This is a genomic window from Martelella sp. FLE1502 (assembly GCF_053484255.1).
In genome coordinates, this window is record NZ_JBAKFQ010000011.1 from 105,431 (window position 1) to 125,497 (window position 20,067).

19 protein-coding genes are annotated in these 20,067 nt (G+C 63.9%); 8 read left to right on the top strand and 11 right to left on the bottom strand.

The window, feature by feature from the left end; translation table 11 throughout:
* Position 1: 1 nt before the first annotated feature.
* Positions 2–1,255 carry a sarcosine oxidase subunit beta family protein gene (locus tag V6767_RS11675; protein ID WP_448473656.1) on the bottom strand — a complete coding sequence of 418 codons (1,254 nt, stop codon included), beginning with the start codon at positions 1,253–1,255 and terminating at the stop codon, positions 2–4.
* Positions 1,256–1,605: 350 nt separating this feature from the next.
* Between V6767_RS11675 and rpsU the strand changes: the two genes are divergently transcribed.
* Together rpsU and V6767_RS11685 are read left to right on the top strand one after the other, a co-directional pair.
* Positions 1,606–1,818, top strand: coding sequence for a 30S ribosomal protein S21 (rpsU, locus tag V6767_RS11680; protein ID WP_026173590.1), 213 nt, complete (start codon positions 1,606–1,608; stop codon positions 1,816–1,818).
* Positions 1,819–1,994: 176 nt separating this feature from the next.
* Positions 1,995–2,870, top strand: coding sequence for a tetratricopeptide repeat protein (locus V6767_RS11685; protein WP_448473657.1), 876 nt, complete (start codon positions 1,995–1,997; stop codon positions 2,868–2,870).
* A gap of 15 nt (positions 2,871–2,885) precedes the next feature.
* On the opposite strand, the gene V6767_RS11690 is transcribed toward V6767_RS11685, so the two are convergent.
* Both V6767_RS11690 and V6767_RS11695 read right to left on the bottom strand, forming a co-directional pair.
* Positions 2,886–4,415 (bottom strand): TonB family protein, encoded by a 1,530-nt coding sequence (locus V6767_RS11690; RefSeq protein WP_448473658.1) that lies wholly within the window; start codon positions 4,413–4,415, stop codon positions 2,886–2,888.
* Between the two features lie 38 nt (positions 4,416–4,453).
* Entirely contained in the window at positions 4,454–4,897 is a 444-nt protein-coding gene (locus V6767_RS11695) for a hypothetical protein (protein ID WP_448473659.1), read from the bottom strand.
* A gap of 175 nt (positions 4,898–5,072) precedes the next feature.
* On the opposite strand from V6767_RS11695, the gene hemP reads away from it, so the two are divergent.
* The 5 genes from hemP to V6767_RS11720 are packed head-to-tail and all read left to right on the top strand — an operon-like array spanning position 5,073 to position 9,077.
* Positions 5,073–5,246, top strand: a complete 174-nt coding sequence (hemP, locus tag V6767_RS11700; RefSeq protein WP_448473660.1) for a hemin uptake protein HemP — start codon at positions 5,073–5,075, stop codon at positions 5,244–5,246.
* Positions 5,247–5,248: 2 nt separating this feature from the next.
* A complete protein-coding gene (locus tag V6767_RS11705) occupies positions 5,249–6,319 on the top strand; it encodes a hemin-degrading factor (RefSeq protein ID WP_448473661.1) in 1,071 nt (356 codons plus the stop codon).
* An 8-nt stretch (positions 6,320–6,327) separates the two neighbouring features.
* Positions 6,328–7,200 (top strand): heme/hemin ABC transporter substrate-binding protein, encoded by an 873-nt coding sequence (locus V6767_RS11710; protein ID WP_448473662.1) that lies wholly within the window; start codon positions 6,328–6,330, stop codon positions 7,198–7,200.
* 6 nt (positions 7,201–7,206) lie between these two features.
* The gene (locus tag V6767_RS11715) at positions 7,207–8,292 is read left to right on the top strand and encodes a FecCD family ABC transporter permease (RefSeq protein ID WP_448473663.1); all 1,086 of its coding nucleotides are present in this window, start codon (positions 7,207–7,209) and stop codon (positions 8,290–8,292) included.
* 2 nt (positions 8,293–8,294) lie between these two features.
* Positions 8,295–9,077 carry a heme ABC transporter ATP-binding protein gene (locus tag V6767_RS11720; protein ID WP_448473664.1) on the top strand — a complete coding sequence of 261 codons (783 nt, stop codon included), beginning with the start codon at positions 8,295–8,297 and terminating at the stop codon, positions 9,075–9,077.
* A gap of 9 nt (positions 9,078–9,086) precedes the next feature.
* Here the strand turns inward: V6767_RS11720 and rsmD are convergent, their stop codons facing one another.
* Together rsmD and V6767_RS11730 are read right to left on the bottom strand one after the other, a co-directional pair.
* On the bottom strand, positions 9,087–9,644 hold the full coding sequence (gene rsmD, locus V6767_RS11725; RefSeq protein WP_448473665.1) for a 16S rRNA (guanine(966)-N(2))-methyltransferase RsmD: 558 nt from the start codon (positions 9,642–9,644) through the stop codon (positions 9,087–9,089).
* Positions 9,625–11,181 (bottom strand): pseudouridine synthase, encoded by a 1,557-nt coding sequence (locus V6767_RS11730; protein WP_448473666.1) that lies wholly within the window; start codon positions 11,179–11,181, stop codon positions 9,625–9,627. Before V6767_RS11730 ends, rsmD begins: the two co-directional genes overlap by 20 nt.
* Before the next feature lie 69 nt (positions 11,182–11,250).
* Between V6767_RS11730 and V6767_RS11735 the strand changes: the two genes are divergently transcribed.
* On the top strand, positions 11,251–11,706 hold the full coding sequence (locus tag V6767_RS11735; protein WP_448473667.1) for a nucleoside deaminase: 456 nt from the start codon (positions 11,251–11,253) through the stop codon (positions 11,704–11,706).
* On the opposite strand, the gene V6767_RS11740 is transcribed toward V6767_RS11735, so the two are convergent.
* The 6 genes from V6767_RS11740 to chrA all read right to left on the bottom strand — a co-directional run bounded on the left by V6767_RS11740 (position 11,698) and on the right by chrA (position 19,848).
* Positions 11,698–12,183: an N-acetyltransferase family protein gene (locus tag V6767_RS11740; protein WP_448473668.1), complete on the bottom strand. Its 486-nt coding sequence runs from the start codon at positions 12,181–12,183 to the stop codon at positions 11,698–11,700. The genes V6767_RS11735 and V6767_RS11740 overlap by 9 nt on opposite strands.
* Positions 12,184–12,202: 19 nt before the next feature.
* Positions 12,203–12,871, bottom strand: a complete 669-nt coding sequence (locus V6767_RS11745; RefSeq protein WP_448473669.1) for a hypothetical protein — start codon at positions 12,869–12,871, stop codon at positions 12,203–12,205.
* Between the two features lie 167 nt (positions 12,872–13,038).
* The gene (gene ileS, locus V6767_RS11750) at positions 13,039–16,167 is read right to left on the bottom strand and encodes an isoleucine--tRNA ligase (protein ID WP_448473670.1); all 3,129 of its coding nucleotides are present in this window, start codon (positions 16,165–16,167) and stop codon (positions 13,039–13,041) included.
* 465 nt (positions 16,168–16,632) lie between these two features.
* Positions 16,633–17,613, bottom strand: a complete 981-nt coding sequence (locus V6767_RS11755) for a bifunctional riboflavin kinase/FAD synthetase (RefSeq protein ID WP_448473671.1) — start codon at positions 17,611–17,613, stop codon at positions 16,633–16,635.
* A gap of 20 nt (positions 17,614–17,633) precedes the next feature.
* Positions 17,634–18,482, bottom strand: coding sequence for a TIGR01459 family HAD-type hydrolase (locus V6767_RS11760; protein ID WP_448473672.1), 849 nt, complete (start codon positions 18,480–18,482; stop codon positions 17,634–17,636).
* A gap of 37 nt (positions 18,483–18,519) precedes the next feature.
* Complete coding sequence (gene chrA, locus V6767_RS11765) at positions 18,520–19,848, bottom strand: chromate efflux transporter (protein WP_448473673.1); 1,329 nt, start codon at positions 19,846–19,848, stop codon at positions 18,520–18,522.
* Positions 19,849–20,067 lie beyond the last annotated feature (219 nt).

Consider the following 20,067-nt stretch of genomic DNA (forward strand, 5'->3'; position numbering starts at 1 on the left):
CCTAGTGCGCAACGGCGGCGGCGGCGGCTTCATCGATCAGCCGGCCGGTATTGTAGCGCTCGAGCGTGAGGCCGGCGGCAAGCCTGTGCGGCTCGCCCTTGGCGATGAGATGGGCGAAGAGATGCGCCGAACCGGGCGTTGCCTTGAAGCCGCCCGTGCCCCAGCCGCAATTGACGAACAGGTTCGGCACCGGTGTCACGCTCTGGATCGGCGAGCGGTCCGGGGTGTTGTCGGTGATGCCGCCCCACTGGCGCATCATCTTGACCCGGCGAAAGATCGGAAACAGCTCGCAGATGGCGTCGAGCGTATGGGTGATGATCTGCAGCCCCCCGGTCTGGGAATAGGAATTATACTGGTCGGTGCCCGCACCGATCACAAGTTCGCCCTTGTCGGACTGGGAGATATAGGCGTGGACCGAATTCGACATCACCACGCAGGGGAAGATCGGCTTCAGCGGTTCCGAAACCAGCGCCTGCAGCGGCTGGCTTTCGAGCGGCAGGCGGACATCCGCCATCGCCATCACCACCGAATTGTGGCCCGAGGCGGAGACGCCGATCTTCTTCGCGCCGATGAAGCCGCGATTAGTCTCCACCCCCGTCACCGCGCCATCCGCGCCCCTTCGGATCGCCTTGACCTCGCAGTTCTGGATGATGTGGACGCCGCGATCCGACGCCGCGCGGCCATAGCCCCAGACCACCGCATCATGGCGGGCCGTGCCGGCGCGGCGCTGCAGGGCGGCGCCGTTGACCGGATAGCGTGCGGAGGCCGAGATATCGAGCGGCGGGCAGTAGTCCTTGGCCTGCACCGGCGTCAGCCATTCATTGTCGATGCCGTAGAGCCGATTGGCGTGGACATGACGCTTGAACGACTGGCGGTCATGTTCATTATGCGACAGCATCATTACGCCGCGCGGCGAGAACATGACGTTGTAGTTCAGATCGAGCGACAGGCCCTCCCACATCTTGAGCGAATGCTCGTAGATATCCATGCTCTCGTCATAGAGATAGTTGGACCGCACGATCGTGGTGTTGCGGCCGGTATTGCCGCCGCCGACCCAGCCCTTTTCGATCACGGCGATATTGGTGATGCCGTGTTCCTTGGCGAGGTAGTAGGCCGCGCCCATGCCATGGCCGCCGCCGCCGATGATGATGACATCATACTCGCTTTTCGGCTCCGGCGAGGTCCAGTGCTTCTCCCAGCCCTTGTGATGGCGCATGGCCTCGCGCGCGAGAGCGAAAACGGAATATTTGCGCATAATGGGGCTCCATCGGGGGTTCGCCGGCGTCGTTGCCACTATACCAATCGCAAATCGGAATACGAGGCAACGTCCTTTTTGCGACGCTTTTTCGATCCGCCTTCGACATCGCGATTTCCGTGGCGTGGTCTTTCAAAAAGGATTGCCTTTGGCGGCGAATCCTGTCAATCGAAGCCCGGATTTTTCGCTCTGCCAGCCCTTGTCTTACGGTAAGGGCTGGACTTATCGGCCGCGATCTGTTAATCGCGACGCCAGATATGGGCGGATTGTACCGCCTTAAGACCAATCAATGCCTGAACGTGCAAGTATTTGCCAGGCTCAGACACCAACGACCAAGGAACGGGATACACGTGCAAGTACTTGTCCGCGACAACAATGTTGACCAGGCCCTCCGCGCTCTGAAGAAGAAAATGCAGCGCGAAGGCATCTTCCGCGAAATGAAGATGCGCGACCATTACGAAAAGCCCTCGCAGAAGCGTGCGCGCGAAAAGGCGGAAGCCATCCGCCGCGTTCGCAAGCTGGCTCGCAAGCGCGCCGTTCGCGAAGGTCTGGTTTCTCGCTGATTGTCGCTTTTTCAGCACATTGATGCGTTCTTAGGGCGGGAGCACATGTTCCCGCCTTTTTATTTGGCAGAATTTTAACCTCGATCATGTAGATTGTGGGGAGCCTCTTTCGAAACCGGAGGGGGAACAAAAACTTCCCGCCGGCTGTTGTCGCAAAAGGCATGCAATTATTGGGGATGGATATGACGAAGATCACCAGCGCGCTTTCGGGCGGCTCGTTCACGGCAGGCAAGCTGCGATTTGCCCGGTATATCGTGTTGGCAGGCACGGTGGGCCTGCTCGCCGGTTGCCAGACCGGCCAGGTCATGAACCAGAACGTGCTCGCCATCGATGCCGCGCAGGGCTCCGAGCAGAACATCGCCTCGCTTTCGAACGTGATCGCATCCAACCCCAACGATCCCGGCGCCTACAATGTGCGCGGCGCCGCCTATGGCCGCGCCGGCGACGACCGGAAGGCGATCGAGGATTTCAACCAGGCGATCGCGCTCAATCCGAATTATTACCAGGCCTATGCCAACCGCGCGCTGATCGAACGCAGCCTCGGCCGGCAGATGGACGCGCTCAACGACTATAACCGCGCGCTGCAGATCAACAGCAATTACGATGTCGCCTATATCGGCCGCGGCAATCTCTACCGCGAATCGGGCCAGCTTGACGACGCGTTCAACGATTACACCCGCGCCATCCAGCTCAACACCACCGATCCGCGCGCCTATCACAGTCGCGGCCTGATCTACCAGAAGCGCGGTCAGCAGGAACTGGCGATCGCCGACTTCTCCAAGGCGATCTCGCTGTCGCCGAAATCGCCGCAGCCCTATAATGGCCGCGGCGTCTCCTATCTGGCGCTGAACGACGACCAGAACGCCCGCGCCGATTTCGACAAGGCGCTGGCGCTGGATCAATCGGTCGCCGAAAGCTGGGCCAATATCGGGCTTGTACTGGAACGCCAGGGCGATTTCACCAAGGCGGCCTCCTACTATCAGAAGGCCAAGCAGCTCGACCCCACTTACCAGCCGGCCATCCAGGGCCTTCAGCGCACCATCGGATCGTAAGACGGTATCCTTGCCTCAGCGGCCGAGATTGAGCTGAATCGGCAGGGAGAAATTGTGGCTTGCGCCGCGATAGCTCGCCGGGAACGCGCCGAAGGGACCGGCGGCGCGGGCGCGCTGCAGCACGATCGCATCGACCTTGCTGTTGCCGGATGACTTGCCCAGAGACAATCCGGCAATGGCGCCGGAGCGGTTCAATCTCACATTGACGACAACGGTCGACTGCAGCCTTCCCACGCCGCGATAATAGCGTTCCGAGGCCACGGAGCGGCGCAGCTTCGCCCTGAGTCTGCCGGCATAATTGGCCATCTCCGCCTCGCCGTTTCCGCTGTTGCCAGCCCGCGCCTTGGCCGCCTGGCTCGCGCCGGTGTTGGCCGTGCCCGAAGCGACGCCCTTGCGCGCATCGCGGTTTGACTGGCCGGAGGAACCGGTCGAAGACCGCTTGACGACCTGCCGCTGTTCAACGGGCTTCGGTTTGGCGCGCTCCTCAGCCTTGCGGGTGGCCACCTGATCTGCGGGCACCGGCTCCGTCTTCCACGGCGACGGCGCGGGAACGGGCGCATCGATATCGTAGGCCAGCTCCGGATCGTCCTCCTGCGCCTTGATGGTTTCGACCGGTTCGCTTTGCGCCGTCAGCGGCTCGGCCGTTTCAGCCGGCGGGTTGGCCGGCGTCTCCTGCGGCGGCAGGGCTTCGGCGACGACGGGCGCGGTCGCGGGCGTTGCTGCGGGTGAGACCGCCTGTTCGACAACCGGCGGCGCGGGCGGATCCGTCGAGGGCGCAAGCGCCGTGCTTGGCGCTGCGGCGAGCACCGCCGGGGTGCTTGGTTGGGCGACGACCGGTTCGGCGATCACCGGCGCTGCGGTCTCGGTCTGCGGCGGTGCCAGCGTCTCGACGGGCGTCGGCGCGGCCTGTTCAACGGGGGCGGGTGGCTGCGGCACAAGCGGCTCGGCCGCAGTGGTCTCCAGCGGCTCGGCCTCGACCGCCGTCGCGGTTTCCACCGGCACCGGTTCGGCCTCAACCATCGTCGGCTCCGCGCCGCTTGCAGCGGCATCCACATCGCCGTTCCCGACCATGATCACGCTGACGACGGTGCTGCCTTCTTCCATGGGCGCTTCCGGCAGGACGCGGGCAACATGCAGCGCGAACGCAAAGGCGGCGGAATGGATTAACAGAGACGCCAGCGTTGCAGCGGAAAGGCGCTTGCCCGCCCGCACAGTGCCCCTGTCGAGAAACCCTGCCTGAGGAACAACGCCGAGCTCGGCATCTTCCAGGGGCAATTCTACGGCATCGGTCTCGCCAGACCCGTCGGCGGACTCCACTTTCCGTGCGTAACCGACCGCGCTTGCCGCCGCCTTCAGTTCGAACACCACCTTGTCAAGGTCGACGTCCGACGCAGGCGCAATGCCGATTTCGGGGGCGATCTCAGGTGCCGCCGCGCCAAAGGGGCTATCTTCCCGCACGACAGCATCATCGAGCGCGTCATCGTCAAGACGCTCGCGCGTGCCGCCCGGCAAGCCCATCGCAAACATGGCCTGGTCATTCATCATCGGGAGCTATTGTCCACTCAATTATGCGCTGGCCGGCCTCAGCCGTCGAAGGGAATACCCGCCTTCGAACCGGTTTCGAGCGCGCCCATGCAATCCACGCCCTCGGCATCGCAGACCTTGATGTCGTTCAACAGCAGGCCGCCGAGCGCGTCACAGCTTTCGCCGGGCAACTCGAACTGGCGCACGCGCTTCTTGCCAGCCGGAAGGGTCAGGAAATCGAGCATGGTCAGCCGGTCGACGATGCCTTCGCTGTCGAACAGCGCGACCTCGGCCTGAAGGCTTTCGATCGTCTCGGGCAAGTCGTTTTCCACCAGGAATGTCAGCTTGCAGCCATTGTCGGTGGTCTCGAGCGTATTCAGCGAAATCGAAAGTCCCGTCGCTTCGGCCGGTTCGCTCGCCGGCGCGTCACTGGCCGCTTCCTGCGCCAGGACCGGCTGCGACAGGGCGAAAACGAGGGCGGTTGCGCAAATCGATAATCTCATCGTCAGGAATCTCCGGAATTTGAAAAGGCCCTCAGGGGCATATCGCGATCGGCCACAATCCTATCCCTCAACAGGCAAAACGTCTATTGCGTGGATAGACAAAGGTGATTAATAGAGTCAACTTATAAAACATGATTTTCAGAATCAAGTATAGACGGACGCAGGCAGCTTACCAATGAATCACGACAAGGAACCAGCAAAGACCGGCACGAAAGCCGGAGTGCGCGGCTTGCCGATTCTGGAAAGCGAGACGCTCTTTCAGGGGCAAAACGAGATCGTCATCCGCCATCAGGGCGCCGAGTACCGCATGAAGATCACCCGCCAAGGCAAACTCATTCTGAACAAGTAGGCATGAGAGACATGACTGAGACGACACCAGAACAGATTCGTGAATTCCGCAGCCAGAACCCGAAAATGCGCGAGCGCGATATCGCGACCCGACTTGGTATCAGCGAAGCGGCGCTTGTGGCCGCAGAAGTCGGCCTGACCGCGACCCGGATCGCGCCGGAGCCGTCCCACCTGCTCGACCACGCCGAGAGCTTCGGGGAAATCATGGCGCTGTCGCGCAATGAAAGCGCGGTTCACGAGAAGATCGGCGTCTTCGAGAATATCAAGAACGGCAAGAAGGCCGCGATCGTTCTTGGCGAAAACATCGATCTCAGGATTTTCCCCAGCCGCTGGGTCCACGCTTTCGCCGTGACCAAGACGGATGACAACGGCGCGGAAAAGCTGAGCCTGCAATATTTCGACATGACCGGCACTGCGGTGTTCAAGCTGCACCTGCGGCCCGCCTCCAATGTCGAGGCCTATCGCGATTTCGTCGAGAAATACCGGCTGGAAGACCAGAGCCAGACCGTCCTGACGGAGGCCTTCGCGCCGCATGACGCCGACCACGCCCGCGATGCCAATGCCGTCGATGTCGAGCTCTTGCGTGACCGCTGGACGGCGCTGACCGACACGCACCAGTTCTTCGGCATGCTGAACGATCTGAAGGTCCACCGCCAGACCGCGATCGCGACCGTGGGCGATGACTATGCCTACCGCCTTGCCGATGACGCCGTCGCGACCATGTTCCATGCCGCGGCCGAGACGCCCGACCTGCCGCTGATGGTGTTCGTCGCAAACAACGGCATCGTGCAGATCCACTCCGGCCCTGTCTCCAACATCATTGAGATGGGTCCCTGGATCAACGTGATGGACCCGACCTTCCACCTGCATCTGCGCCGCGACCAGATCGCCGAGACCTGGCTGGTGCGCAAGCCCACCAGCGACGGCCATGTGACTTCGGTCGAGGCCTTCAATGCGGATGGAGAGCTGATCATCCAGTTCTTCGGCAAACGGCTGGAAGGCTATGCAGAGCGTCCGGTCTGGCGCGCGCTCGCCGAAGGCCTGCCGCGCCATGCGGAAACGGCAGCGGCATGAGGGAACCGATGACCAGAGCTTTTCTGACCCGGCCGCTGGCCGCCCTCCTGCTTATCGCCGGCGCAACGTCCGCCGGCGCAGCCGAGCCGCTTGCGGATCCCTCGCGCCTCGTCACCATTGGCGGCTCGATAACGGAGATCGTCTACGCGCTTGGCGCCGGCAACGAGATCGTCGGTCGCGACACTACCAGCACCTATCCGCCTGAAGCGGCCGCGAAGCCCGATATCGGCTATATGCGGCAGTTGTCGCCAGAAGGCGTGCTGTCGATCGACCCCAGCGCCATCATCACCATCGAGGGCGCGGGACCGCCGGAAACGATGGATGTGCTGAAACAGGCCGACGTCGAAATGGCGGTGGTGCCGGAGGATTACAGCCGCGACGGTATCATCGAGAAGGTCGAGATGGTGGGCGCGCTGATCGGTAAAGAGGCCGAGGCGGAAGCGCTGGCGACCGATATCAAGGCCAACCTCGATCCGCTTCTGGCGGCAAACGACGCCCGCCCTGAAGAGGAGCGCAAGAGCGCGCTGTTCATCCTCAGCCTCAACGGCGGCAAGGTCATGGCGTCGGGCACCGGCACGGCCGCCAACGGCATGATAGAGGCCGCCGGTCTGGACAACGCCGTCGACGATTTTCCGGGCTACAAGGCGTTGTCAGACGAGGCGATCATCAAGGCGGCGCCTGATGTCATCATCATGATGGACGAGAGCGCCGGCAGCCGCGCGCCGACCAATGATGATATCGCAGCGATCCCGGCCCTGTCGCTGACGCCGGCCGGCGAGGCCATGGCGATCTACCGGATCGATCCGGTCGGCATGCTGAATTTCGGTCCGCGCTTTGCAGAAAATCTCGCCGCGCTGACCGCGGAAATCTACGGAGACTAGGCGGCCATGACGGTGATCGAAGCCTTGTCGGGCGCGCGCTGGCGCGATAGCGGAGACCGCTCCGATCTCGCCGTAGTCATGATCGCGGCGCTCGTCGTCGCCTCCGGGCTGGCGATCCTGATCTCGGTCGCCAACGGCGCATCGGACGCCTCGCTCTTCGATGTCGCGCGCGCCATCGCCACAGGCGACAGCGCAGCGCTCGCGGCGCGCGACAGGATCATCATCTTCGACATCCGCCTGCCGCGCGCGATCATGGGCTTTCTGGTGGGCGCATCGCTGGCCGTTTGCGGCGCGGCGATGCAGGGCTTGTTCCGCAATCCGCTGGCGGATCCCGGCTTGGTCGGCGTTTCGGCGGGCGCGGGGCTTGGCGCGGTGATCATGATCGTGCTCGGAAGCACCATCGCCGCTCCGGTCTACGGCCTGCTCGGCTTCTATGCCCTGCCCGCCGCAGCCTTTCTCGGCGGGCTCGTCACCACGCTTCTGCTCTACCGGATTTCCACGAGCCACGGCCAGACCTCCGTCGCGACCATGCTGCTTGCCGGCATCGCGCTGTCGGCGCTGGCGGGCGCGGCCACCGGCTTTCTGGTCTATCTCGCCAATGACCAGCAATTGCGCGACCTCACCTTCTGGTCGATGGGCTCCCTTGCCGGCGCGACATGGACGAAGCTTGCGGCGATCAGCCCGATCATGCTGGCGGCCTTCGCCGTGCTTCCGTTCATGGCCAAGGGGCTGAACGCCATCACGCTCGGCGAGGCGACGGCCTATCACATCGGCATCCCGGTGCAGCGGCTGAAGAACATCACCATCATCGCCGTCGCCGCCGCGACCGGCGCGGGCGTCGCGGTCTCCGGCGGGATCGGCTTCGTCGGCATCGTCGTGCCGCATCTCTTGCGGCTGGTCATCGGCCCCGACCACCGCTATCTGCTGCCGGCCTCGGCCCTGCTCGGCGGCGCGCTGCTGGTGCTCGCCGATCTCTTCGCCCGCACCGTTGTCGCCCCCGCGGAACTGCCGATCGGCATCATCACGGCAATTGCCGGCGGGCCGTTCTTCCTGTGGATCCTCCTGAAAAACCGCTCGCGGCTCAATTTGTAACCATGATCGAAATCCGGAATATGAGCGTCACGCTTTCAGGCCGCCCGGTGCTGAAGGATATCGCGCTGCAGGCCGTTCCCGGCGCGCTTACCGCGATCTGCGGCCCGAACGGCTGCGGCAAGACGACAACGCTGAAGGCGATCGCCGGCGACCTCGCGCCCGATCAGGGCGTGGTTGAAATCAACGGCGAAACGGTGGCAGAGCTTGCGCCCTGGCGACTGGCGCAGATGCGCGGCGTCTTGCCGCAATCCTCCAACCTCGCCTTTCCCTTCACCGTCGCCGAGGTGCTGCGCATGGGCCTTTCGGGCCGCGCCCACCGCGCCGACGATCGCGCGACCATGGCGAAGGCGCTCAGCGCCGTCGACCTCCACGGCTTCGAGGGCCGCTTCTACCAGGAACTTTCGGGCGGCGAACAGCAGCGCGTCCAGCTTGCCCGGGTGCTGTGCCAGATCGAGGCCCCGATCGCCCATGGCAAGCCGCGCTGGCTGCTTCTGGACGAACCGGTGGCCAGCCTCGACATCCTGCACCAGCTCGCGATCATGCGGCTTGCGCGCGATTTCTGCCGCGCCGGCGGCGGGGTGATCGCGATCATGCACGACCTCAACCTGACGGCGCTGTTCGCCGATCACGTGGTACTGATGCGCGAGGGCCGGGTGATCGCGGCGGGCAGCCCGAAGGACACCATCACCGACGACAATCTCCACGCTGTTTTTGCAACAAGGCTTTCCGTCAGCCAGAAGCCGAAGGACGATACGCCCTTCGTGCTGCCGCACAGCGCGGTCTGAAGCCGCCGGTCAGGCGCGACACCGGTAGAAATGCATGCGCGTGTCACCGAATTCGCGGGTCTCCAGCGGCTGGTAATCCGCCGAAACCATTGGCGTCACATCCGCGCGCTCCTCCAGGATCGCCAGCGCGCCGGGCTTCAGCCAGCCGCCTTCATGGGCGGCGGCCATTGCCTTTTCGCCAAGCCCCTTGCCATAGGGCGGATCGGCGAACAGGAAATCATAGGGCTCGATGCGATTGGCGGGGCCGAGCCGGGTGGCGTCGCGGCGCATGATCCGGGTACGCCCGGCAAGGCCGAGCGCCTCGATATTGGACCATAACAGCCCCCTGCCCTCGACGCTGTTTTCGACGAACAGTACTGCCTTGACCCCGCGCGACAGCGCCTCGAGCCCCATCGCGCCGGTGCCCGCGAACAGATCGGCCATCCGCGAACCGTCAAGCGCTTCCGGATAGGCATGGCTTAAAATGTTGAAAAGGCTCTCGCGGGTGCGGTCGGTCGTCGGCCTGATGTCGGAAGACTTCGGCGTGGCGAGCGCGCGCCCGCGAAACTCACCGCCGACGATCCGCATTGCCTCTTGGCCCCCTGCCCGGACCGCCGCGCGGCCCGCCATCCCTTGAACCGCCGGAACGCGGCCTGTCGCCGCCCGGGCGCTTGCCGCCTTCGGGGCGGTCGCCGCGCTTCTCGCCGGAAGGACGATCAGCGCGTGGCGCCGCCCCCTCCCGCTTCGGCCCGTCGAAACGCTTGCCGCCGGCAGGACGGTCGCCACCGGCGGGACGGCCCTCGCCGCGCGGACGCTTGGGTCCCTCGAAACGGCGCGCTTCGCCTGCACCCTCAGCACTGGCCTCACGCGGTTTGCGCGGTCCCTTGGAGGCAGGCTTTGCAGCGGGCTTGCCCCTGCCGCCGGCCGGTCCCCGCGCACGCGGCGCATCACCCTCGGCGGAACCAGAGCGGCGCGCATCCCGCTTCGCATCGCGACGGGCGTCTTCCCTGGCCCTGTCCTCGGCCTTCTTCTTGGCCTTGGGGCCGAGCGGACGGGCGCCGGGCGCCATCCACACATTGGTGGCGCGGCTGCGGGTTTCGATATCCTTGTAGACCTTCTCGCCATCACCCTTGCGCTTGGTGTCGAGACGGTCGCGGCCACGCTCGGCGCGCTCGCCGCGATCCAGCTTGTCGCCGCGACGCTTGCCCTGGCCTTCGCGCTTGCCGGCGTCGGGCTTCCAGTTGTCGCGGGATTTCGGCGCTTCGTCCTCACCCTGCTTGTCATGATAGATCGGCGCGTCGAAATTGGCGCCGGCCTCCTCGATCAGCCGGGGGCCGAGCTGGTCGCGCAGCGTGCGACCGCGCACTTCCATCACATTGCCCTCGGCGATCTCGCCGAGCTGGAAGGGGCCGTAGGAAATGCGGATCAGACGGCCGACCTCGAGGCCGAGCGCGCCGAGCACGTTCTTGATCTCGCGGTTCTTGCCCTCGCGCAGCCCCATGGTGATCCAGACATTGGTGCCCTGGACCCGATCGAGCGTGGCATCGATCGCGCCGTAGAGCACGCCGTCGACGGCGATGCCGTCCTTCAACTTGTCGAGATCGGCCTGTTCGATCTTGCCGTGTGCGCGCACGCGGTAGCGACGCAGCCAGCCGGTGGCCGGCAGCTCCAGCACCCGCGCCAACCCGCCGTCATTGGTCAGCAGCAGCAGGCCCTCGGTATTGATGTCCAGACGGCCGATCGAGATCACCCGTGGCAGTTCGGCCGGCAGGTTGTCGAATACGGTCGGGCGGCCCTCGGGATCGGAATTGGTCGTCACCAGGCCGGACGGCTTATGGTAGATCCACAGCCTCGTGCGCTCGATGCCCCGGATTTCCTCGCCATCCACCTCGATCTTGTCATCGAGGGTGACGTTATGGGCGGGCGTTTCGAGCAGCTTGCCGTTGACCTTCACCCGGCCCTCGAGGATCATCCGCTCGGCATCGCGCCTGGAGGCGACGCCGGCGCGGGCGAGGATTTTCGAGATACGCTCGCCCTGCTTTTCCTCGCCTGCGGCAGCGGGAACTTCAGCCTTGCGCGGCGGCTTGCCGCCACCGCGTTTGGGAAACTTGTCTTTTTGGGTCATTGTGCTTTGCCTGTTTGTCCCGATCCTCTATCAGGTCGGGTCAAAGCCGTTAAGAGGAAAGTTACGATAATGCCTGTCGGCAGTGATTTCATGGCATTGGCGCTCGCCGAGGCCGAAGCGGCGGCGGCGCGCGGCGAGGTGCCGATCGGCGCGGTCGTCGTCATCGACGGCAAGGTCGTCGCCAGCGCCGGCAACCGCACCCGCGAGATGGCCGATCCCACCGCCCATGCCGAAATCCTTGCCCTGCGCGAAGCCTGCCGAAAGCGCGGCTCGGAACGCCTGCCCGGCGCGCATCTCTACGTCACGCTGGAGCCCTGCGCCATGTGCGCGGCGGCGATTTCCTTCGCCCGTATCGAGCGGCTTTACTATGGCGCGGCCGATCCCAAGGGCGGCGGGGTGGATCATGGCGGCCGGTTTTACGACCAGCCGACCTGCCACCACCAGCCCGATGTCTATTCCGGTTTTTCCGAGAGCCGTTCGGCGGAACTACTGCGGTCGTTCTTCAGCGAAAAGCGTTCAGACTGAACCGTCGGCGACCTTGCGCAGGGTCTCGCCTTCCAGCCGGTAGCGGATCCACTCGTCCTGCGGCTTGCCGCCGATGCCGTCATAGACGCGGATCGCGCCCTCGTTCCAGTCGAGCACGCTCCATTCCATCCGGCCGCAGTTTTTAGCTACGCCGATTTCCGCAACCGCCTTCATCAGTGCACGGCCGAGACCCGCGCCGCGATGCTCCGGCGTCACATAGAGGTCTTCCAGATAGATGGCGTTGCGACCCTGCCAGGTGGAGAAGCTGAAATAATAGACCGCGAACCCCACCGGTTCGCCTTCGGCCTCGGCAATCAGAGCGCCGGTAACCGAGCCCTCGCCGAAGATCGCCTCGGCAAGCCCGTCCGCGCTGGTCTCGACCTGATCGAGCGCCTTTTCGAATTCGGCGAGTTCGCACACGAAACGATAGATGGCGCCGGCGTCGCTTCGCGTCGCCGGCCGAATGGCGTAGCCCATATTATCCTCGAAACTCAGACTATTGCTGACCGGCGTTCTTCGACGATTCCAGGAAGTCGTCGGTCGCGCCGCTGTTGCAGTTGAAGAACAGGAAGCACTTGTCCGGGTCCTTGCCCTCGGCAAGCTTCTTGCGGCGACGCTCCTTGGTGCGCTCCGATTCGCCGAGATCGTTCATCGCCGCCGGGTCGCTCGGCATGCGGTATTCCTGTGGCGGATCGATGAGATAGCGACGCTGGGTGATGTCGATCGTGGTCGCTTCCTTCTTCGCCTTCCGGAACGCCTCAAGCTGTTCCTTCTCGCTCATCTGGCTCGGATTGTCCGAGGCCAGAAGCGGTGAGCGATAGAACGGATTGTCCTTGTTGGCCTCGGCTTCGTCATAGAGGCGGTCGCGCTGTTCTTCCGGCGATTCCACCCAGTTGGGGTTCTCCGCAGAGGCCAGCGACTTCTGCGGCGGGGCAAGCGCGGCCATGTTCGTGCCCTTGGTCGGCTTCACGAGATCGGGACGCGGCTGGTAATCGATGTCGGGCTGGTCCGGATTGATCACCAGCACGGCCTCGCCGAGGTCTTCGACAAGCTGGGTGGTCGCGGTCTTGCCGGTGCCATAGGTCGGCGCGCCAAGGCAGGCGGAAAGCGATGCCACGCCCGCAAGGGCAATTGCGATCTTCATCGAACGGATAACGAATGTCATGCGCTGTCTACCAAACCTCCGCGCCGGGGCGCTTCTTGTTATCAGGTCATCAGCCACACTGTGGCGATGAATCCGGCGAAACCGCGACATTCCTAACGCAGAACCGCCGTTTTCGCAATTCGGCTTCTAAACCGGTGGAAAAAGCCGGGAAAGTCCCGGCCTTCCCGTTACTCGGCCAGGGCTGCAAGCTCCCTGAGCGCCGCCGCGTCGCGCGCCGAAACATCCGGGTACTCCGGATCGGAGCCGACATCCTCGGTCACCCGCCAGGAGCGCGCGCATTTGGTGCCCTTGGCAAGCGCCGGCACCACGGCCACATCGGCCACCTCGCGCAGGCGGAAGGCATCTTCCGGGCCCTTGCCGGCTTCGATGGTGATCGCAGAGGTGATGCAGATTTCCTCGAAATCGCGGCCATCGAGAGCAGAAAGCAACGCTTCGTCATCGACATAGACGACGGGTGCGGCCTCAAGCGAGGAGCCGATGCGCTTTTCACGGCGCTCGATTTCCAGCGCGCCGGTCACCACGGTGCGCACGGCGCGGATCTTCTCCCACTTGGCCGCAAGCGCATCGTCCTTCCATTCCGCCGGCACATCGGGGAACTGTTCCAGATGCACCGAAACCGCGTTCGGATTGCGCGACAGCCAGGCCTCGTCCATCGTGAACGGCAGCATCGGCGCAAGCCAGGTGACGAGGCAGTCGAACAGCTTGCGGATCACGTGCAGGGCCGAGCGGCGGCGCAGGCTCGACGGCGCGTCGCAATAGAGCGCGTCCTTGCGGACGTCGAAATAGAAGGCCGACAGCTCGATATTGGCGAAATCGTTCAGCGCGCGGGCGATGCGCTTGAAGTCGAAATCGTCATAGCCCTTGCGCACCAGCTGGTCGAGCTCGGCCAGCCGGTGCAGCATCAGCCGCTCCAGTTCCGGCATGTCGGCAAGCGCGATCTCCTCGCCCTCGTCATGGGCGAGCGTGCCGAGCATCCAGCGCAGCGTGTTGCGCAGCTTGCGGTAGCTGTCGATATTGGTCTTGATAACGTTGGCGCCAAGCCGCTGGTCTTCCCAGTAGTCGGTCGTCATCACCCAAAGGCGCAGGATATCGGCGCCGGATTTCTTCATCACATCCTGCGGGAACACCTGATTGCCGAGCGACTTCGACTGCTTGCGGCCCTGCTCGTCCATCGTGAACCCGTGGGTGACGACGGTGTTGTAGGGCGCGCGGCCGCGCGTGGCGCAGCCTTCCAGCAGCGAGGAATGGAACCAGCCGCGATGCTGGTCGGAGCCTTCGAGATAGACATCAGCAGGCCATTTCAGGTCCGGGCGGTCCTCCAGCGTGAAGGTGTGGGTGGAGCCACTGTCAAACCAGACATCGAGAATGTCGGTGACCATGTCCCAGTCCTCATTCGCCCGGTTGCCGAGGAAACGCACACGCGCGCCTTCGGCGAACCAGGCATCCGCGCCTTCGGCCTCGAAGGCTTCGAGGATGCGGGCGTTGACGGCATCATCCACCAGCACATTGCCGGCCTTGTCGGCAAACACGCAGATCGGCACGCCCCAGGCGCGCTGACGGGAAAGCACCCAGTCCGGGCGGTTCTCGATCATGCCCCGCAGCCGGTTCTTGCCGCCGGCGGGTACGAAGCGGGTGTTATCGATGGCCTTGAGGGCACGGGTGCGCAGCGTGTCGCCCCCCTCACCCTGGCCCTCTCCCCCCTGGGGAGAGGGGACTGAAAGGCCGCCGCTTGCCGCCGTGTCACCGTTGAGGGCCGAAGCGTCACCGCTTGCCGCAGCCTCGCCCTTCTCCCCCGAGGGGAGAAGGTGGCCCGAAGGGCCGGATGAGGGGTTGCCCAGCTCCTTGTCCATATAGACGAACCACTGCGGCGTGTTGCGGAAGATCACCGGCTTCTTGGAGCGCCAGGAATGCGGATAGTCGTGCTTGATCCGGCCGCGGGCAAACAGCATGTCGGCATCGATCAGCGCCTTGATGACCCGGTCATTGGCATCGCCCTTCTTGCCGTTGTCATCCATGACGCGGGCAGCACCGCCTTCGGCATCCGGGCCGAAGCCATAGGCCTCCTCGGTGTAATAGCCGTCATCGCCGACCGTGAACGGGATCTTTGCCGAGATACCGCGCGCCTCAAGCTCACGGGCCTTTTCCATCCACGCGTCAAAGTCCTCGCGGCCGTGGCCGGGCGCGGTGTGGACGAAACCGGTACCGGCATCATCGGTCACGTGATCGCCATCGAGGAGCGGGACCTTGAAGTCGTAGCCGAGGTTGGCAAGCGGGTGGGCGCAGGTGATGCCAGCCAGTGTTTCTGCCGGAACGCTTCGCAGCCGGGCAAACTGAAGTTTGGCCTTGGCAAAGCTTTCTTCAGCCAGTTTGTCAGCAAAGATCAGCTTTTCGCCAGGTTGTGGACCGAAGTCATTCTCCGCAGCAGTAACCTCGTAGAGGCCATAGTTGATACGCGACGAGTAGGATATGGCTCGGTTTCCCGGGATTGTCCAAGGAGTGGTGGTCCATATAACAATGAACGCACCTTCTAGCATCTCGCGGCGTTCTCTTACTTGCGCACTAAGCTCGCTCGTCACGTCCGACGGACCGACTTTGCCCAAGGCATCCGTAAGAACTCGTGTGACAGGAAACTTCACCCAGATCGTATCCGACTGAACCTCGTGATACTCAACCTCGGCCTCGGCCAGCGCCGTGCGCTCGACCACGGACCACATCACCGGTTTCGAGCCACGGTAAAGCTGGCCGGATTTGGCGATCTTCAGCAGTTCGCCGGCGATGCGCGCTTCGGCGTGGAAGGCCATCGTGGTGTAGGGGTTTTCGAAGTCGCCCTCGATCCCGAGACGCTGGAACTCCTTGGTCTGGACATCGATCCAGCCTTGCGCGAATTCGCGGCACTGGCGGCGGAATTCGTTGATCTCGACCTCGTCCTTGTTCTGTCCCTTGGCGCGGTAGGCTTCCTCGATCTTCCATTCGATCGGCAGGCCGTGGCAGTCCCAGCCCGGAACGTAATTGCTGTCATAGCCGCGCATCTGGAACGAGCGGGTGATGACGTCCTTCAGGATCTTGTTCAGCGCATGGCCGATATGGATGTTGCCATTGGCATAGGGCGGGCCGTCATGGAGCACGAATTTCTCGCGGCCCTTGGCGTCCTCGCGCAGCTTCTTGTAGAGGCCGATCTCCTGCCAGCGGGCAACCGTTTCCGGCTCCTTCTCGGGCAGGCCCGCGCGCATCGGGAAATCGGTCTGCGGCAGATAGAGGGTCTTGGAATAGTCGATGGTGTCTTTTGTATCGCTCATGGGTTCGCGGCCTTCTGGCGGCGCGTATCGCGCGCATGTATCGGGGAAATTGAGACGGTCGGGGCGCTTCAAGCGCCGAAATCCCGGACCTTCCGGCGCTCAAATCTCAAGCCGCGCGGAAAGCCGGGCCAATAATTCGTATGGTGCGAAACCGGTACCCAGTCATCATGCGCCGTCTTTACTGATTTTTCGCGGGGATGAAAAGAGCCATGCGCGAGAAACTGGCAGAGGCAGGATCTGATAGGGTAAGCAAGGGCTCAAGCCTGTCCGTCAATTTGGGCAGTCCCCTACCCTCTTCCCCTCTCCCGGTGTCACCCTCTGGCTTGACCCGAGGGTCCAGGCAACGTTCTCCGTGTGGCCTGGATGCTCGGGTCAAGCCCGAGCATGACTCATGAGGGAGAGAAAGCGCTTTGTGAACTCATGAGAGGAGAACAGCGCCTATTGAACAGCCTTGCGGCACAATCATCAAAACGCGATCTTCGCGTCGAGCTCCGAAAACGGCTTCACGCCGGAAAGCAGCGCCCGCGCCTGATCGGAATCGCGATGCATCTGGGCGACGAGGGCTTCGAGGCCGTCGAATTTCAACTCGTCGCGCAACCGGCCGAACAGCGAGACCGCGCCTTCCTCGCCATAGAGATCGCCCTTGAAGTCGAAGATATAGGTTTCCAGCAGCGGCCGGCCGTCCTCCACCACGGTCGGGCGGCGGCCGAAGCTGGCGACACCGTCATGCAGCGTGCCGCAGGGGCGGCGGTAGCGCACGGCATAGATGCCGGGGCTGAGCTTGGCGTCTGGATCAAACGCCATGTTGGCGGTCGGGAAGCCCAGCGTGCGGCCGAGCTTCTCGCCGTGGATCACCTCGCCAGTCACCGTGTAGCGGTAGCCGAGCAGGCCGGACGCCTGAACCACCTCGCCGCGCGTCAGGAGATCGCGGATGCGGCTTGACGATACGACATCGGCGCCCTCGTCGCGAAACGCATCCATCAGCGTGACGCCGAAGCCGTGTCGCTTGCCGGCGGTCATCAGATAGGCAGGCCCGCCCTCACGGTTGCGGCCGAAATGGAAATCGAAGCCGGTCACCACCTCGCTTGCCGCAAGCCAGTCGATCAACACCGTGGTAACGAATTCCTCCGGAGAACGCTGAGAGAATGTGCGGTCGAAAGGATACTCGATGACGGCGTGGTAGCCCATCGCCTCCAGAAGCCGCGCCTTCATTGGCGCCGGCGTCAGCCGGAACACCGGGTTTTGCGGGTTGAACACCGAGCGCGGATGCGGCTCGAAGGTCAGCACCAGCGCCGGCACGCCGCGCTCCTCGGCTATCGCAAGCGCGCGGTTGAGCACGCTTTGATGGCCGCGATGGACGCCATCGAAATTGCCGATCGCGACCACCCCGCCCTTCAGCCCGTCAGGCAGGGGCTCACGAAATTCATTGCGATGGAATACGGTCATGCTGTGCGTCCGGCGCTTTCTCAGGCGAGTTTCGTCATCCAGTATTTCGGATGCGCGCCGTGTTGCGTCAAGAACCGATCGAGCGACGCTTCGTCAACGATGCCGTTTTCGGCATAGTCTTTCTCGTGGATGCCCTCGGCGACGAACAAGAGGTCGAGACCGTAATCGATCGCGCCGCGCACATCCGTCGGCATACCGTCGCCGATGGCGAGCACGCGGGCGGGATCGACATCACCGCGCAGTTCCGCGGCCTTGGCCAGCGCCGCGTCATAGATCGGCTTGTGGGGCTTGCCGGCGATCCGGGTCTTGCCGCCGAGTTCGCTGTAAAGTGCGGCAAGCGCGCCGGCGCAGGGCACGAGCCGGTTGCCGCGCGAGACCACGAGATCGGGATTGGCGCAGATCAGCGGCAGGTCGCGCGCGGCAAAACGCGTCAGCAGATCGCGATAGTCTTCCGGCGTTTCGGTTTCGTCGTCCTTGAAGCCGCTGCACAGAATGCCCTCGGCATCGGCCTCGCCGACATTCTCGACCCCGGTATCGCCGTAAAGGTCGGCGTCACGCTCCGGCCCCAGATAATAGAGCTTGCGCGGGCCCTCGGCCACCAGCGTCCGGGTGACATCGCCGGAGGTGACGATGGCGTCGAAGCTTTCATCCGTCACGCCGAGCGCTGCAAGCTGATCCTTGACCGAGGGTCCAAGCCGGGGCGAATTGGTCAGCAGGATCACCGTCTTGCCGGCGCGGCGCGCCTCGGCCAGCGCCGCCTTTGGCGTATCGAAGGAGGCCACGCCATTGTGGAGAACGCCCCAGACATCGCAGAGCATGACATCGTAATCGGCATGAAGCTGATGGAGAGCGTCGATCGGTTTCGGCATGGATTTTCCTTGTTACGTGGGAGGCGCGGACAAATGGTCACAACAGCGTGCCGATGGCAAGCCCCGCAAGCGCCGCGCCGGCAAGAAGCGGCAGAATGCCGACCCTGAATTTGAGAAGCGCGACAATCCCCGCAACGCTGATGGCGAGCGAGGCCGGATCGAGGCTTGTCCCGTCCGGCCATATCAGGCTCGCGCGCATGAACGGCGGCAGCGAAAACAGCGCGATCCGGTCGACCGAACTGAACAGCACGTTGAGCGCGAACCAGAGCGAGAGATTGGCGATCACCCCGACAATCGCCGCGCCGATGCCGGCCAGCGCCCCGGAAAGCGCGGCGTTGCGGCGCAGGTCCTCGACATAGGGCGCTCCGGCGAAGATGAACAGGAAGCTCGGCACGAAGATCGCCCAGGCGGTCAGCGCCGCGCCAAGAATGCCGGAGACGAGCGGCCCGGCAAAGGTCGGTGCGCCGTGCGCGGCCAAAAAGCCGACGAAGCACAGCACCAGCACCAGCGGCCCCGGCGTCGTTTCGGCAAGCGCCAGCCCGTCCATCATCTCCGCCGGCGTCAGCCAGTGATAGGTGGCCACCGCCTCCTGCGCCACATAGGTCAGCACCGCATAGGCCCCGCCGAAGGAAAACAGCGCGATCTTGACGAAGAAGCCGAAAATGTCGGTCAGCGTCTGAAACCCGCCGAACGGCGCCAGCGCGAAAAGCGGCAGCAGCCAGATGAGCGTCCAGATAAGCAGCGTCACGACGGTGGAGACGCCGCGCCTGCGCCAGTCCTGCCGTGGCGGGTTATCGGCTTCAGTGGAAACCGGCCGCCGCATGAACACATAGCCGACGAGCCCGGCGGCCAGCACCACGACCGGAAAGGCCACACCGAAGACAAACAGAGCCAGAAAGGCCGCGATCGCGAGCCCCACCGAGACCGGCCCCTTGAGCGAACGCCCGGCCATGCGCCACAGCGCCTGCACGACGATAGCGAGCACCGCCGCCTTCAGCCCCATGAAGATCGCCTCCAGCCATCCGGCGTCGCCGAGTGTGGCATAGAGCGCGGCCAGCGCGACAATCAGGAGAAAGCCCGGCAGCACGAATAACAGGCCGGCGGCAATGCCGCCGCGCACGCCGTGGAGCATCCAGCCGACATAGGTCGCCAGTTGCTGGGCCTCGGGACCGGGCAGCAGCATGCAATAATTGAGGGCGTGAAGATAGCGCTCGGGCGGAAGCCAGCGCTTCTCGTCGACGATAATCCTGTGCATCAGCGCGATCTGGCCGGCCGGGCCGCCGAAGGACAGAAGGCCGATGCGGGCGAACACGCTGACAAGCTCGCCGAACGCCGGCTTTTTATCCTCTGTCGCACCGACCGTCACAATGTCCTCGCAATCCGGGTGGAAATGAATCCGCGTCGATATCAAGGGTCGGGGTTACGATCACGGCATAAAACCTGTATGAAGCCCGGCAATACGAGGCCCCAAAAAGTTCCGGCGGCGCTCAAAAAAACTTGAAGCCGTTTCTTGACACCGCTTCACCCCCTCCTTAAATCACCGCCATTAGCACTCTCCGGATGAGAGTGCTAACACTGATCCATG

Bases quoted from the DNA above. Each gene is read 5' to 3' on its own strand.
- hemP (WP_448473660.1), top strand. From the start codon at position 5,073: ATGAATCACGACAAGGAACCAGCAAAGACCGGCACGAAAGCCGGAGTG.
- V6767_RS11675 (WP_448473656.1), bottom strand. From the start codon at position 1,255: ATGCGCAAATATTCCGTTTTCGCTCTCGCGCGCGAGGCCATGCGCCAT.
- V6767_RS11690 (WP_448473658.1), bottom strand. From the start codon at position 4,415: ATGATGAATGACCAGGCCATGTTTGCGATGGGCTTGCCGGGCGGCACG.
- V6767_RS11685 (WP_448473657.1), top strand. From the start codon at position 1,995: ATGGATATGACGAAGATCACCAGCGCGCTTTCGGGCGGCTCGTTCACG.
- V6767_RS11710 (WP_448473662.1), top strand. From the start codon at position 6,328: ATGACCAGAGCTTTTCTGACCCGGCCGCTGGCCGCCCTCCTGCTTATC.
- V6767_RS11705 (WP_448473661.1), top strand. From the start codon at position 5,249: ATGAGAGACATGACTGAGACGACACCAGAACAGATTCGTGAATTCCGC.
- V6767_RS11720 (WP_448473664.1), top strand. From the start codon at position 8,295: ATGATCGAAATCCGGAATATGAGCGTCACGCTTTCAGGCCGCCCGGTG.
- V6767_RS11730 (WP_448473666.1), bottom strand. From the start codon at position 11,181: ATGACCCAAAAAGACAAGTTTCCCAAACGCGGTGGCGGCAAGCCGCCG.
- V6767_RS11760 (WP_448473672.1), bottom strand. From the start codon at position 18,482: ATGCCGAAACCGATCGACGCTCTCCATCAGCTTCATGCCGATTACGAT.
- ileS (WP_448473670.1), bottom strand. From the start codon at position 16,167: ATGAGCGATACAAAAGACACCATCGACTATTCCAAGACCCTCTATCTG.
- rsmD (WP_448473665.1), bottom strand. From the start codon at position 9,644: ATGCGGATCGTCGGCGGTGAGTTTCGCGGGCGCGCGCTCGCCACGCCG.
- V6767_RS11735 (WP_448473667.1), top strand. From the start codon at position 11,251: ATGCCTGTCGGCAGTGATTTCATGGCATTGGCGCTCGCCGAGGCCGAA.
- V6767_RS11740 (WP_448473668.1), bottom strand. From the start codon at position 12,183: ATGGGCTACGCCATTCGGCCGGCGACGCGAAGCGACGCCGGCGCCATC.
- V6767_RS11755 (WP_448473671.1), bottom strand. From the start codon at position 17,613: ATGACCGTATTCCATCGCAATGAATTTCGTGAGCCCCTGCCTGACGGG.
- V6767_RS11715 (WP_448473663.1), top strand. From the start codon at position 7,207: ATGACGGTGATCGAAGCCTTGTCGGGCGCGCGCTGGCGCGATAGCGGA.
- V6767_RS11745 (WP_448473669.1), bottom strand. From the start codon at position 12,871: ATGACATTCGTTATCCGTTCGATGAAGATCGCAATTGCCCTTGCGGGC.
- V6767_RS11695 (WP_448473659.1), bottom strand. From the start codon at position 4,897: ATGAGATTATCGATTTGCGCAACCGCCCTCGTTTTCGCCCTGTCGCAG.